This window comes from Acidovorax sp. 69 (assembly GCF_002797445.1).
Classification (GTDB): Bacteria; Pseudomonadota; Gammaproteobacteria; order Burkholderiales; family Burkholderiaceae_C; genus Acidovorax.
This window is the reverse complement of record NZ_PGEP01000001.1, coordinates 1963667-1977896: the sequence shown is the minus strand read 5'-3', so window position 1 is coordinate 1977896 and position 14230 is coordinate 1963667. Positions and strand designations below refer to the sequence as shown.

Below are 14230 nucleotides of genomic sequence, written 5' to 3'. Positions count from 1 at the left end.
GAACTGCGCGGGCCGTCAGTAATAGTTGCCCATGAGCGAAGTCACCTCGATCAGCAACAGCACGGCAAACATGCGGGCCAGACCGCCCAGCTCAGAATCGGTCTGGGTGCGCTCACCGATGTCGTACAGGCCCGCTGCCATGGGGATCAGCGCCACGGCCAGGCTGAAGAACAGTGTCTTGAGCACAAACACCATCGTCACGCTGGGCGAGAACACTTGGCCAAACATGCGCGTATAGCTGGGCAACCCCGCCAAATTGAAACCATACACACCCAGATAGGCCAGCACCAGCGCCACCACGCAACTCAGTGCGGCCAGGGTGACACAGGCAAACACCCCGGCAATCACGCGGGGCAGCAGCTCGATGCGCACAGGATCAGAGCCCTGGCGGCGCAGCGCGTCGAAGCGACCTGTCTGATGTAGGCGCGAAAGCTGCGATCCGTTGGGAATGGTGCACCGCATAGCCACAAACAACGCTGCGGTGAGCGGAATCAGCTCCAGCACCAGCACGCGGATCACCATCTCCAGAGCGTAGCGCGACAGCCCATAGCTCAGCGCCGTGACCACCACGATGCGCGTGAGCACAAGGCTGATCAACGCAGCCAGCACCGTGAAACCCAGCAGCACTGGCGCCGTGTCCAGATACAGGTGGCGGGCGAGCGCCCGGCGGGTGCCTTTGCCATAGCTGGACGGCGACAACACCAGCACCAGCACCACAGCCCCCAGGTACAGGATGCGCCACCAGGCCACCGCCCAACGACGTGCCATGTTCCACACACGTTCAGGCAGGGTCAGGCCAGGCAGACGGGAGATCATGGGCGGATCATAGCGGGGGACACGCCCGCTGGCGCCCGGTCACCTCAGAGATACGCCCCTGTCATCCCCGGCGCGGCTTGCGCGCCTTGCCCTTGCTGGATTTGCCTGCGACCGCCTTCTTGACGGACGCTTTCAGGGACTGGATCGGTGAGCGCGCTGCCCGCTCACGCGAGAGGCCCGCTTGCTCGGTGGCTGATGGGGCTGCGCCCTTGTCAGCCTTGCGCCCATTGGAGCGGCCTCCGGTCTTGCGGGCAGCACCGCCTGCGCCTTCTGCGCCCACGCCCTTGTCCTTGAGCGCGCGGCCGAGCAGTTCCTCGCCTTCACGCACCAGGCGGAAGTCGATCTTGCGGCCATCCAGATCCACGCGGCTGACCTGCACCCGCACGCGCGCGCCGATGGCGTATCGGATGCCGGTGCGTTCACCACGCAGCTCCTGGCGCGCCTCGTCGAACTTGAAGTACTCGCCGCCGAGTTCGGTGATGTGCACCAGACCTTCGACATACATCGCGTCGAGCGTCACGAAGATGCCGAAGCTCGTCGCCGCACTCACCACGCCGCTGTACTCCTCGCCCAGGTGTTCGCGCATGTACTTGCACTTGAGCCAGGCCTCCACATCGCGGCTCGCCTCGTCGGCGCGGCGCTCGTTGGCACTGCAATGCAGGCCTGCGGCCTCCCAGGCCTGGGTATCGCGGCTAGGGGGTGTCACGTCCTTGCGCGGCTTGGTGCCGGGCGCGGCCACACGGGCTGCCAGGCGCTTGGCCAGCTTGGCGTGGGCTTCGCCCGGTGTAGGCAGCGACGGCAGCGCGTACTTCGTCTTGCTCAGGATGGCCTTGATGACCCGATGCACCAGCAAGTCGGGGTAACGCCGGATCGGGCTGGTGAAGTGCGTGTAGGCATCGAACGCCAGGCCAAAGTGGCCACTGTTGACGGGCGTGTAGATAGCCTGCTGCATGGAGCGCAACAGCATGGTGTGGATCTGCTGCGCGTCAGGCCGCTCTTTGGTGGCCTGGGCAATCGCCTGGAACTCGGCGGGCTTGGGATCATCGCCAATCGTCATGCCGACGGCCATGGCCTTGAGGTAGTTGCGCAGGATCTCCTGCTTCTCGGGCGTGGGGCCTTCGTGAACGCGGAACAGGCCAGGCTGTCCGCCCTGGGCGATGAAGTCGGCACTGCACACGTTGGCGGCCAGCATGGCCTCTTCGATGAGCTTGTGCGCATCATTGCGGGTGCGCGGCACGATCTTTTCGATGCGGCCGTTCTCGTCGCAGACGATCTGCGTTTCGGTGGTTTCAAAGTCCACTGCGCCGCGCTGCTGGCGTGCAATCAGAAGGGCTCGGTACACGTCGTGCAGGTTGAGCAGGTCCTTCACGCGGTCCTTGCGCTTGCTGGCCTCGGGGCCGCGCGTATTGGCCAGGATGGCCGCCACTTCCGTGTACGTGAAACGCGCATGGCTGAACATCACGGCCGGGTAGAACTGGTAGGCGTGCACTTCGCCCTTGGCGGTGACCAGCATGTCACAAACCATGCACAGGCGCTCCACCTCGGGGTTGAGGGAACACAGGCCGTTGCTCAGCTTCTCGGGCAGCATGGGAATCACGCGGCGCGGAAAGTACACGCTGGTGGCGCGGTCGTAGGCGTCAATGTCGATGGCGCTACCGGTCTCCACATAGTGGCTCACGTCGGCAATCGCCACCAGCAGGCGCCAGCCCTTGCTGCGGCCCACCTTGGCGGGCTCGCAGTACACGGCATCGTCGAAGTCGCGGGCGTCTTCACCATCGATGGTGACCAGGGGCACGTCGGTCAGGTCCACGCGGCGCTTCTTGTCCTGCGCGCGCACCTTGTCGGGCAACTCCTTGGCCTGCGCCAAGCACTCGGCGGAGAACTCGTGCGGCACGCCGTACTTGCGCACGGCGATCTCGATCTCCATGCCGGGGTCGTCCACCTCGCCGAGCACTTCGGTGATGCGGCCCACGGGCTGGCCAAACAGTGCGGGTGGCTCGGTCAGTTCAACAACGACGACCTGCCCTGTTTTTGCGGCGCCGGTGGCACCTTTGGGAATCAAGACATCCTGGCCATAGCGCTTGTCCTCGGGCGCCACGAGCCACACGCCACTTTCCTGCAGCAGGCGACCGATGAGGGGCTGGGGCGGGCGCTCAATGATCTCGACCACGCGGCCTTCGGGGCGACCACGGCGGTCCTGGCGCACGATGCGTACACGCACGCGGTCCTTGTGCAGCACTGCGCGCATTTCATTGGGGGGGATATAGATGTCGCCTTCGCCATCGTCGCGAATGACAAAACCGTGCCCATCACGGTGCCCCTGCACGCTGCCTTCAATCTCGTCCGACAAATGCGCGGACTGCGCGCCGGGGGTGGTTTTTTTGTTATACAATCTGAGTCTTTCCTGAAATGCCCAGGTGGCGGAATTGGTAGACGCACTAGTTTCAGGTACTAGCGAGTAACATCGTGGAGGTTCGAGTCCTCTCCTGGGCACCAAGTTTAACGAGAACCAATGATGGTTTTCAAAATATTGAAGCCGCTGTAACGACAGCGGCTTTTTATTTTCCGGGACCGTCAGCATCACCAAAGACTGATGCCGAATATTGAGCAGATCACACAAAGTTTTGAGAAATCGCCAGAAGCCTGAATTTTTTGTTCTATAATCAAAAGCTGATCTGAAAGCCCAGGTGGCGGAATTGGTAGACGCACTAGTTTCAGGTACTAGCGAGTAACATCGTGGAGGTTCGAGTCCTCTTCTGGGCACCAAATGTATAAAAAGCCGTTGCAACTGCAACGGCTTTTTTGTTTTGGGTCGTCATTTGAACTGCATGGGTAGATTGCCGTGCCACTTGCGCACCAGTACACAGGAGCCTCGCCACCCCGACGAAGGCATCTCCGCCCAGCACACATCTCAGAAGTCATAAAAGCTGCGCATCCATGCACTTCTGATGCGAGCTGACACATTGATTTGCAGGCTACAGAGCGCACATGCGAATGCTGCCCCGACCAGCACGTCGACTTCCATCAAGCGCTCCACAACATGGGGCGAACTTCGCGTCGAGACACCCCACCGAAGCAGCGGCAACAATACGTTCAACCGAATACCACATAGCAGCCGCCCGCTGTATGCCAGACGGCACTGCGCCCATGCCACGAATACGCCAGCGAACAAAACACCCTTTGCTGAGAATGTCGTTCTGAAGGCAACACGAAGGCGCAGTTCGCAGTCGCGCCAATGCGCAACGGCGACTGCCCCACCGACCGGCACGGTCGGCCATGCCCCCCCCCTCGCGGGTCAGAGCTTACTTGCGGAGTAGTGCCTTCAGTACGTTCTGCAAACGACGGGCATTTGCTGCGTCACTGACACTCGCCAGCACACGAGCAGCATCCTGGCCCCAGGTCTGGACAGGTGCGGGGTCATTGCGACGGGTCAGCAATTGCAACTGCAACATGCGCCTAGCCGCTATGTGCTCCGCAGGAGTGGGCGTCTCCGCCGCCATCTCAAGGCGCAGCAACGCTTCTGAGGCATCACCCTGAGGGGCTGTGGACAGCGCTTGAGTCCAAGCACCACGCACAGAAGCTGTTACACGGCCACCAAGGTCTTGGGTACTCGGCACCTGGGCAGGGTCGCGCTTTTCCCAGGCGGTCAGCAATTGGGTCAACGCTTCTCCATGTGCCTGGGCTGCCAGCTTTTTCAATGCCAGTTGTGCGTGCTCCATGGCCTCACGCTGGGCACGGAATGCGGTGTCGCCAAGGCGAGGGCCCCGGTCTTCATAGGCAGGACGATCACCAAAACGCCCGCCTCGGTCGTTTCGATCGCCCGAACGACCATCGACGCGCGGACCTCGACCTGCATCACGATCACCAGGGCGGCCATCGCGACGATCACCAGGACGCGCGCCACGACCAGGGGCCGCCGGGGCATCTTTCTTCATGCCAGGACGGTCATCGCCACGCACGGCAACCACAGGACGTGCGACAGGCTTGGGAGCAGCATGTGCGACCTCATCTGGCTTCTCCTCAGCAGGCGCATCATCAGCGCCACCTTCGGTCGCCTGGGGTGCATTGTCTGTCTGCACCTGTGTTTGATTCTGAGTATCCATCTGCGCAGAGGCCACCGCCTCCGCCGCCTGGGCCTGCCCGTGCAACGCAGCCTCCAGCGCCTGCATAGCCAAACGAATCTGCTGTGCATCGCCCGTTGCATTGGCTGCTTCAAGGGCTTTCGATGCATCCAAGACCACACGGTCACGAGCGCTCAACTCGGTCACCGCGCGATCGCGGTCGGCTGATTTACGGTTGAACGCTTCGTCAATGGGCTTACGGAAAGCATCCCAGAGCTTTTGCTCGTGCTTGCGATCCAAGGGCACTGTCTGCGCTTCGGCTTGCCAGCGCTGCTGGAGCGCTTTCACGGCGTCGATGCGCAGAGCGGGTGCGGCGCCCAAAGCCACCGCCTCTTCAATCATGGCGTGGCGGCGGGCCAGGCTTTCTTTTCGCGCGGTTTCCAACGGGGCTGCAGCGAGAGAAATGGCCTGCATCCAAAGCGGTTGCAGTTCAGCAAAAAGCTTTTCACCCACGTGACCACCTTCGCGCCAGCGGTCACCAAATTGATAGAGTGCCCGGTTGATGCCCTTCCAGTCGCCCGATGCCGCATGCTCCTGGGCCCAAGCCTTGACCTCTTCGATGAGAGCCAGGCGCTGGGCCTTGTGCTCAGCAGCCTCGGTACGAATTTTGTCCAACCAGACTTCGACGACCTTGTGTGCCGCATTGCACGCCTCGTCAAATTTTTTCCACAACCCGTGGTTGGGCGCGCCGCCTTGATCGGCCTGCTTCCACTGGTCTCGTAAATTGCGCAGGGTTTCCTGCATCTTGCGACCACCCAGTGCCTGACCTTCAGGGCGGTTAAGCAAGGCTTCGGCCTTGGCAACCAGGTCTTCGCGCACCTGGTCGGCACTCCAACGCTGCCAACCTTCAAGCTCGCCAGCCGCAACCAGCGCTGCATGCACCTGCTGCTCCATGCCGGTATCAATGTGCTTGCCATGTACCTTGAGCACCGCCCGCAGCGCGGCCGCAGCACCAGCACTGGCCTTGCCATGGCCCTCCGCGGTCTCCTTTTCCAAAGTCACCAGAGCATCACGCACGACCTTCGCGGCTTTTTCGACCACTTCTGGGGCGACTTTGGGCTTCGCAACGCGGGCTGGCTTGGCAGCAGCTGCAGCCGCTGCCTCGGTCGGCAGGCCACGCGCAGCCCGCAGCTCATCCGCCCACACGGGCACGGGAGGCAACGGCGCAGTGGCGTCTTCTGCGGCCGCCGCAGCCTGGGCCACAGCAGGCTGGAAAGCCTCCCATACCACCAACAGTTGAGTGCGCGAAGCGTCAAGCAATGGCGGGAAGCGGGCCTCCACGCTCGCCCAACTCGCATCGCCCGTCAACTCCTGGGCCTGCTCCTGCCAACGGGCAACATCGGCGCGCAGCAATTCCAGCGCAGCGTGGGCATCACGCCAAGGCTTGGTCGAGAGCACTTCAATACGTTGAGCCAGCAATACGGCGGCTTCGCGCTGAACCTGAACCCGGTGTTGCAGATCTTCAATCACCTTCACACGGTCAGCCACCTGCACCTTGAGCAGCGAAAGGGGCTCACGCGACAAAGGAGCACCAGCCTTGGCGGCATCCCGCTGCCATGCGAGAGCGTCTGCAATATTGAGCTTGGGTGCGGCCAGTAATGCTTGGGCCTTTTCGGCCCACTCAGCGGCAATCGCCTCCTGCCCTTTTGCACGGCGGATTTCATCCAGGCGCTCACGGACTGCGCGGGCAGCCCCCTTGTCACGCCCACTCAGTTCTTTAAAAACTTCTTGTAATTGCTCAGGCGCAGGCTGGCTGGCCAACCAATCACGGATGCGGGAAGCACGTTCGCCAGAGGTTGCGGCAGAAAAAGCACCGCCGGTCAGCGCATCAAGTGGATGCGGCTCGTGGGTTTTGGCCGGGGCCGGATTCACTTCAGGTGCGTCGGACATTTTGCTGCGGGAAAAAAATGGAAACATGGATCCAATGGATAACGAAGGCGCCCCCAAACGGATCGCTTGAGGGCCTGCCCAAGCGGTCACACCAAGTGCGCGCCAGGACAACAAAAGGCTATTTTCACAGGGTTCGGCAAACTGACCACAGCTTGGTGCCATGCCAAACCCCGAGGGTGATCTGGCACAAGGCTTTGCCAGACGGACTGACATACTGCGGCCCCTCACAGGAGCATCGCCACCCAAGGGAACAGCCCCCATTATCTATATATAAGAAGCAATGGCCCACACACCAGGGCGAAGCATCAATAAGAAAGCCCGATGGACAGGACCTCAGGGCCTGCCCACCGGGCTTGACGGCTGACACAACGGTCTTTGCCATCGGTCGCAATGCGGAGATAAAGGTCCACACGGCGAGGAGGCAAGGTATTGCCTCCAGGGGGTTGCCATGGAAGCGGTATCTGCTGCACCGAGGCACTGAATGCCCTTGGAGGGAGACTTCGCTTCGTCTGGCGATGCCTGAACTAGACAGGCAACGCAACCTTACCAAAGTGCCCGCATCAACTCAAATCGGATTCTCAATGGCTGCCATCAGGCCGATTGAATTTGACATGAGCACGTAACAACCCCCTCCCCAACTGGTCGTCAATCCGGTCCTCAAAACAGCTAAAAACTGTGCTTTTTTACATGTTTTTTATAACTTAAATGTATTACATTTAAATTTGTTAGTATTGACTATGCATTTAGTGAGCTTCTAGAATCCGCCAGCCGTAAAAACGGGCTAGTAAAAACCCCAACCCGCTGCCGAACCCGGCTAAGTCAAACCAGGGCACCAAGCACTCCACAGACGTGCAGCCCCGACTTGATGGCGTACCAATCCAGGCGACCAGCCGAGAAGGCGCAGTCTCAAAACTGCCTCGCTTTCCCGTCCCGCTTCAGAAAGGAAGAGCTATGACAGCGTCAGGAAAAATAGTCTCCGGCGTGCGAACTTTCGCGGCCGATGTGACCGAAGGTTTTCTTGAAATCACCCACAACAGCTTTGCACTGATCGGCTTAGCTGTTGCCTTTGTAATCATTGCCCTGACCGCTCGGCCGGACCTGCGCCAGGCTGGCGAAGAACAGCTCATGGGCTGGCTTCAGGCCCGGCAGGTAGAAATGGTGGGCATGCCCATCGAGCCCGAAGCCAGCGAACGCGCCACCGCAGCCAACCCCAAGGATCTGCCCAAGGAGCAGGCTGCCGTCGCATTCTGGTTGAGCAAGAAATACCGCGTGGCCCCCGAGCCGCTCAGCGTACTGGTCGCTGAAGCCTATGAGATCGGCACCCGCGCCAAGATCGACCCGACGTTGATCTTGGCCATCATGGCCATTGAGTCGAGCTTCAATCCATTTGCGGAAAGCGCGGTGGGCGCCCAAGGCCTCATGCAGGTCATGACCCGCGTGCACACCGACAAGTACCAGAATTTCGGTGGCCACTTTGCGGCTTTTGACCCCGTGAGCAATTTGCGCGTGGGAGTCAAGGTCTTGCAGGAGTGCATTGCGCGTGCGGGCTCCCTGGAAGGTGGGCTGCGCTACTACGTGGGTGCAGCCAACATGGCCGACGATGGTGGTTATGCCGCCAAGGTCATGGCCGAGCATTTCCGCCTGCGCCAGATAGCAGGTGGCCGGGCAATACCCATCAGCCCTCCGCCCTCTTTGTCAACACAAGCGCCCGTGCAGAGCATTCCAGCTGCTGCGCCACGTGCTGTGACACCAGCCGCCGCCGACAAGGTGGCCCTTTTATCAGGCCTTTGAGGCCCGCATGCAGGCACTGCGTCCATGCCTCTTGTTGATAAAGCTCTGACGCTCGGCGTCGGCTACACTAACGGGGTACGCGACTGGCGATAGGCGCTGCGCTCTCGAATACGGGGTGTTGCCGCTGACGTGGAAACCAGCAAGAACCTGCTTCTTGTGAACCACTGGGAAGCGTGCCGCACGGGGGTTCATCCCTTCTGCGTTCAGCCGTTCGCCTGGGCAGCCCTTGTTTCAAGGGACACAAGTTCATAGGACTGCCAATCATGTACGACCGCAATATTCTTGTCGAACAAACCGACCCCGAACTCTTTGCCGCCATCCAGGCTGAAAACGCCCGGCAGGAGCACCACATCGAGCTGATCGCCAGCGAAAACTACGCCTCCCCCGCCGTGATGTGGGCCCAGGGCACCCAGCTGACCAACAAGTACGCCGAAGGCTACCCCGGCAAGCGCTACTACGGTGGCTGCGAGCATGTGGACGTGGCCGAACAACTGGCCATCGACCGCGTCAAGCAGATCTTCGGCGCCGAAGCCGCCAACGTGCAGCCGCATTGCGGTGCATCGGCCAACGAGGCCGTGTTCCTGGCCTTCCTCAAGCCCGGTGACACCATCATGGGCATGAGCTTGGCCGAAGGCGGCCACCTGACACACGGCATGCCGCTGAACATGTCGGGCAAGTGGTTCAACGTGGTCTCTTATGGGCTCGACGCCAACGAAGCCATCGACTACGAAGCGATGGAAAAGAAGGCCCACGAAACCAAGCCCAAGCTGATCATCGCGGGTGCCTCGGCTTACAGCCTGCACATTGATTTTGAGCGTTTTGCCAAGGTGGCCAAGGATGTTGGCGCGATCTTTATGGTGGACATGGCCCACTATGCTGGCCTGATTGCCGCAGGCGTGTACCCCAACCCCGTGCCGCACGCTGACGTGGTCACCTCCACCACGCACAAGAGCCTGCGTGGCCCCCGTGGCGGCATCATCCTGATGAAGGCCCAGCACGAAAAGGCCATCAACAGCGCGATCTTCCCCGGCCTGCAAGGCGGCCCGCTGATGCACGTGATCGCCGCCAAGGCGGTGGCTTTCAAGGAAGCGCTGCAGCCCGAGTTCAAGACGTACCAGGAACAAGTCGCCAAGAACGCCAAGGTGGTGGCCGAGACGCTGACCGCGCGCGGCCTGCGCATCGTGAGCGGTGGCACCCAAAGCCACGTGATGCTAGTCGACCTGCGCGCCAAGGGAATCACCGGCAAGGAAGCCGAAGCCGTGCTGGGCGCCGCCCACATGACCATCAACAAGAACGCGATCCCCAACGACCCTGAAAAACCGATGGTGACCAGCGGCGTGCGCATTGGCACCCCCGCCATGACCACGCGCGGCTTCAAGGAAGACGAAGCACGCATCACGGCCCACCTGATTGCCGACGTGCTGGACAACCCGCGCGACGAAGCCAACATCGCCGCGGTTCGCGCCAAGGTCAATGCGTTGACCGCTCGCTTCCCCGTCTACGGCTAAATCCGCAGCCAAGAGCCATGAAGTGCCCCTTCTGCAGCCACCTCGAAACGCAAGTCGTTGAAACGCGGGTGTCTGAGGATGGGGTCTTCATCCGCCGCCGCCGCCAGTGCGGCGCGTGCGAAAAGCGCTTTACCACCTACGAGCGGCCGGAAGTGAACTTCCCGGCCATCGTGAAAAAGGATGGTCGCCGTATCGAATACGAGCGCGGCAAGCTGCTTGCTTCTTTCAACCTGGCGCTGCGCAAACGCCCGGTCAGCACCGATCAGATCGACAGCGCCATCGAGCGCATCGAGGAAAAACTGCTCAACCTGGGCCAGCGCGAAGTGATCTCCAGCCGCATCGGCGAACTGGTCATGCGCGAGCTCAAGAAGCTCGACAAGGTGGCCTACATCCGCTTTGCCAGCGTGTACCGCAGCTTTGAAGACATTGACGACTTCCGCGCCATGGTCGATGAAGTGCGCAAATAGGCACGTTAAGCCTGCGCTCCTGCCCCTGGAGCGCATAAATCAAGCATTTTGGCCACCAGCGCTTTTGCGGCATGCGTCGACAGCTATCAATTTAAGATCCAATTGAACTTGTAGTAAGTCGGGTTCACCTTCCGCCTAACTCAGCTGTCGCTGACGCTGCACGGCAGACGCTATCAAATAAATAGCTATGAATGCTTTATATAAAAGCACCGGCGCCACTTTTTGCTCAAAATCTGGCGGGCATCATGCCGCAGGCCAGCGCATAGTGGAAACGGCGCCATGAACGCGAAATGCGAGGCTGAGCCCGCACTGTTGCCTGGGCTGCATCTGCGGCGACGAAGGCCGGACCCTAATCGTGCAGTGGGGCCATCCCTGCCTTGCTGACGGTAGCCCTGGGCTGTGCAACACAGCCACAAATTCAGCCTTCACGATCCCGCTGCTGGGTGTGGCCCGGGGCGGCGAGTCCCGGATGAATGACTTGGGCCCGGCATGCGGTTACTGGTGGCTACCGGCTTGGTCACCGGCTTCCATCCCTGCGATAGCTGGCGCCCCCGCGCTACCGCAGAGATGGACCCCATGCCACTGGCGTGCAGCACTGACCCACCTCAGCGGGCAACGCGCGTAATGCGGTCCGTCGCAGGCAGGGCCACCGGGCTTTGCAGACGGAAATAAGCCTCCAGCGCATCCAGATCCAGCGCGCCCACACGGCGATTCACTCCTTGGGTCAGTACCGTGAAGTTGTCGCCGCCGCTGTCCAGAAAACTGCTCATGACCACGCGCACCGACTGGACGTCCGCCACCGGCACGCCGTTCAGTACCATTTGGCTGATGCGTGCACCGGCAGGCTGACTCAGGTCGAAGCGGTAGCTGAAGCCGCTGGAAACCGACAACACACGGGGACGATGCAAGGTATTGCCGGCACTGGCGAACTGTTGCTCCAGCACAGCGCGGATCTGAGCCCCTGTGAAGGTCTTCACCACCAACTGGTTACCAAAAGGCTGCACTGCATACAACTGGCCAAAGCGCACCAGCCCCTGTTCATCAGGTACCAGGTCGGCGCGCAGACCGCCGGGGTTCATGAGCGACAGCTGCGCTCCGCCGTCTTCGGGCGCCCGCGTGGCCCACAGTTGCGCATCGGCCACCAGGTTCCCCAGCACGGTCTCCAGCGCCGCATTGGGCTGGCGCCGCATAGGCCCTTGGGCTTGACCCACGGGCCGCTGGGCCAGCGGCACAGCAGCGGCACGGTACGTGTCGATGATCTTCTGCACGCCTGCGTCGGGGGGGAACGCGGGCACGGCAGTGGTCAGGGGCACAAAACCCTGGGCGCCCGTGAAGGCCTCGCCCTGCACCACCACATTGCGCGCTGTTTTGCGAACCACGCGGCGGGTCTGGGTATCCACGCGCAGCTGAATGTCGGTGAGCAGCGTGCCGTACTGGCCTGCGCTGGTCAGCAAGAAGGGCTTGGCGGCATTCACGCGGCTGTAGTCGCACACATAGGCCTGGTGTGTGTGGCCGGAGACCACCACATCCACGGCCGGGTCAAGGCGCTCCAGGATGGGCACGATGTCGCCCGACAGGCCTGAGCAGCTGCTCTCCTGCACACCCGCCTTGGTGCCGCCGCCTTCGTGAATGGCCACCACGATCACATCCGCCCCCTGGGCCCTGAGCTGAGGGATCAAGGCATTGGCCGTGGCCGCCTCATCCTCAAACCGGAGCCCCGCCACGCCCGAAGGGCTCACCATGGTGGGTGTGGCCTGGAGCGTGAGGCCGATAAAACCCATGGTGACAGTGACACCGCCTTCGGTGAACCGCTTGAGCCCCGTGGCGGGCAGCAGCGTGTGTCCGTCCTCACGCACCGTGTTCGCGGCCAGCAGGCCAAATTGAGCGCCTTCGAAGGGTTGGCTGATCCGGCAAGGCTGGCGGTTGGTGAACTTCTCGCAGCCCCCATGCTGCAGACGCAGCAGCTCACGCCAGCCCCGGTCGAACTCGTGGTTGCCCACCGCATTGAAGTCGATCTGCATGCGGTTGACGGCCTCAATCGTAGGCTCGTCCAAAAACAGCGAAGACATCAGCGGCGATGCGCCTACCATGTCGCCCGCCGACACCACTGCATGGTGCTGGGACTGTGCCTTGAGGGCTGCCATGGCGCTGGCGAAATACGCCATGCCCCCGGCAGGCACCAGCACCGGGCCTGCAGGCCCATGCACTGAGTGCGCCATGTGCGGCGGCTCCAAGTTGCCATGCAGGTCATTGAAGCCAATGAGGGTGATCTCGATGTGCGACGGTGCGCCACGCGCCCCCGGCGCAGGCGTCGTGCTGCTGCAGCCCGCCAGGGACAGCGCCATGGAGGCCAGAGCTAGGCTACTGGCGGCGCCCCACACTGACCAGCGAGCGCCAGCGGGACGGCCAGGGGCCCTGAACCAACGTTTGCACATGCGAAGTGACCGCCCCGTGGGGAGGGTAAGAGATGGGGTTAGAGAAACGACGCCTGGATAGGCGGTACTGGCGGCACCACATCGCCACACTGGGCGCGGTGGCGCAGAGCGTGGTCCATGACTACCAGCGCTAGCAGCGCCTCAGCGATGGGCGCGGCACGGATGCCCACGCAGGGGTCGTGGCGGCCCTTGGTGATGACCTCGGTGCTATTGCCATGCACATCAATCGACTCGCGCGGGCTGATGATGGAGCTGGTCGGCTTGATGGCAATGCTCACCTCCAGGTCCTGCCCGGTACTGATGCCGCCTAGCACGCCGCCCGCATGGTTGGTGCGAAAACCCTGGGGTGTCATCGAATCACCGTGCATCGTGCCCCGATGGGCCACGCTGGCAAAGCCGGCACCAATCTCCACGCCCTTCACAGCGTTCAGGCCCATCATGGCGTGGGCGATGTCGGCGTCGAGCTTGTCATACAGCGGCTCGCCCAAGCCCACCGGCACGCCCGTGGCTTGCACGCGGATGCGGGCGCCACACGAATCGCCCGCCTTGCGCAGGGCGTCCATGTAGTCTTCGTATTGCTGCACGTCGGCCACAGGGGCGAAAAAGGGGTTGCTCTGCACGTGGTCCCAGCTCTCGAACGGGATGGCCAACTCGCCCAGCTGCGTCATGCAGGCGCGGAACTGCACGCCGTACTGCTGGGCCAGCCACTTCTTGGCCACCGCACCGGCGGCGACGGTAGGGGCAGTCAAACGGGCCGAGGAACGGCCACCACCACGCGGGTCGCGGATACCGTACTTGTGCCAGTAGGTGTAGTCGGCATGGCCGGGGCGGAAGCTCTCGGCAATGTTGCTGTAGTCCTTGCTGCGCTGGTCGGTGTTGCGAATCAGCAGCGCAATCGGGGTGCCCGTGGTTTTGCCCTCGTACACGCCCGAGAGGATCTCCACCGCGTCCGGCTCGTTACGCTGCGTGACGTGGCGGCTGGTGCCGGGGCGCCGCCGGTCCAGGTCTGCCTGGATGTCGGCCTCAGCGAGCGGCATACCGGGCGGGCAACCGTCAATCACGCAGCCAATGGCCGGGCCGTGGGATTCACCAAAGTTGGTGACTGCGAATAGGGTGCCGAAAGTATTGCCGCTCATGGGGCGCGATTATTCCAGACACGCAGCGTCAAGGATGCGTTTGCCGCTCCCTTTTCCCAATTGGCG

At 62.1% G+C, this 14230-nt stretch carries 8 protein-coding genes, 2 tRNA genes and 1 riboswitch; of the genes, 5 read left to right on the top strand and 5 right to left on the bottom strand.

The annotated features are described in order from the left end of the window. Window positions 1–15: 15 nt before the first annotated feature. Together CLU85_RS09025 and rnr are read right to left on the bottom strand one after the other, a co-directional pair. Window positions 16–816: an ABC transporter permease gene (locus CLU85_RS09025; protein ID WP_100409969.1), complete on the bottom strand. Its 801-nt coding sequence runs from the start codon at window positions 814–816 to the stop codon at window positions 16–18. Window positions 817–877: 61 nt separating this feature from the next. Then, window positions 878–3208, bottom strand: a complete 2331-nt coding sequence (gene rnr / locus CLU85_RS09020; RefSeq protein WP_100409968.1) for a ribonuclease R — start codon at window positions 3206–3208, stop codon at window positions 878–880. A gap of 19 nt (window positions 3209–3227) precedes the next feature. Here rnr and CLU85_RS09015 point away from each other — a divergent pair. Continuing rightward, window positions 3228–3312: transfer RNA gene (locus CLU85_RS09015), tRNA-Leu, on the top strand. Between the two features lie 185 nt (window positions 3313–3497). Then, a tRNA-Leu gene (locus CLU85_RS09010) sits at window positions 3498–3582 on the top strand. Between the two features lie 536 nt (window positions 3583–4118). On the opposite strand, the gene CLU85_RS09005 is transcribed toward CLU85_RS09010, so the two are convergent. After that, window positions 4119–6854, bottom strand: a complete 2736-nt coding sequence (locus CLU85_RS09005) for a DUF349 domain-containing protein (protein ID WP_100409967.1) — start codon at window positions 6852–6854, stop codon at window positions 4119–4121. 924 nt (window positions 6855–7778) lie between these two features. On the opposite strand from CLU85_RS09005, the gene CLU85_RS09000 reads away from it, so the two are divergent. The 3 genes from CLU85_RS09000 to nrdR all read left to right on the top strand — a co-directional run bounded on the left by CLU85_RS09000 (window position 7779) and on the right by nrdR (window position 10593). Next, window positions 7779–8618, top strand: a complete 840-nt coding sequence (locus CLU85_RS09000; RefSeq protein ID WP_100409966.1) for a lytic transglycosylase domain-containing protein — start codon at window positions 7779–7781, stop codon at window positions 8616–8618. A 69-nt stretch (window positions 8619–8687) separates the two neighbouring features. Next, a riboswitch (ZMP/ZTP riboswitch) is annotated at window positions 8688–8846 on the top strand. Window positions 8847–8881: 35 nt separating this feature from the next. Continuing rightward, window positions 8882–10126 (top strand): serine hydroxymethyltransferase, encoded by a 1245-nt coding sequence (glyA, locus tag CLU85_RS08995; RefSeq protein WP_100409965.1) that lies wholly within the window; start codon window positions 8882–8884, stop codon window positions 10124–10126. A 17-nt stretch (window positions 10127–10143) separates the two neighbouring features. Next, the gene (gene nrdR, locus CLU85_RS08990; protein ID WP_100409964.1) at window positions 10144–10593 is read left to right on the top strand and encodes a transcriptional regulator NrdR; all 450 of its coding nucleotides are present in this window, start codon (window positions 10144–10146) and stop codon (window positions 10591–10593) included. Window positions 10594–11198: 605 nt separating this feature from the next. Here nrdR and CLU85_RS08985 read toward each other — a convergent pair. Both CLU85_RS08985 and aroC read right to left on the bottom strand, forming a co-directional pair. Next, a complete protein-coding gene (locus CLU85_RS08985) occupies window positions 11199–12938 on the bottom strand; it encodes a bifunctional UDP-sugar hydrolase/5'-nucleotidase (protein WP_232727772.1) in 1740 nt (579 codons plus the stop codon). A gap of 128 nt (window positions 12939–13066) precedes the next feature. Next, window positions 13067–14164 carry a chorismate synthase gene (aroC, locus tag CLU85_RS08980; protein WP_100409962.1) on the bottom strand — a complete coding sequence of 366 codons (1098 nt, stop codon included), beginning with the start codon at window positions 14162–14164 and terminating at the stop codon, window positions 13067–13069. Window positions 14165–14230: the final 66 nt, after the last annotated feature.

Bases quoted from the DNA above. Each gene is read 5' to 3' on its own strand.
- CLU85_RS09025 (WP_100409969.1), bottom strand. From the start codon at position 816: ATGATCTCCCGTCTGCCTGGCCTGACCCTGCCTGAACGTGTGTGGAAC.
- nrdR (WP_100409964.1), top strand. From the start codon at position 10,144: ATGAAGTGCCCCTTCTGCAGCCACCTCGAAACGCAAGTCGTTGAAACG.
- glyA (WP_100409965.1), top strand. From the start codon at position 8,882: ATGTACGACCGCAATATTCTTGTCGAACAAACCGACCCCGAACTCTTT.
- aroC (WP_100409962.1), bottom strand. From the start codon at position 14,164: ATGAGCGGCAATACTTTCGGCACCCTATTCGCAGTCACCAACTTTGGT.
- CLU85_RS08985 (WP_232727772.1), bottom strand. From the start codon at position 12,938: ATGGCGCTGTCCCTGGCGGGCTGCAGCAGCACGACGCCTGCGCCGGGG.
- CLU85_RS09000 (WP_100409966.1), top strand. From the start codon at position 7,779: ATGACAGCGTCAGGAAAAATAGTCTCCGGCGTGCGAACTTTCGCGGCC.
- CLU85_RS09005 (WP_100409967.1), bottom strand. From the start codon at position 6,854: ATGTTTCCATTTTTTTCCCGCAGCAAAATGTCCGACGCACCTGAAGTG.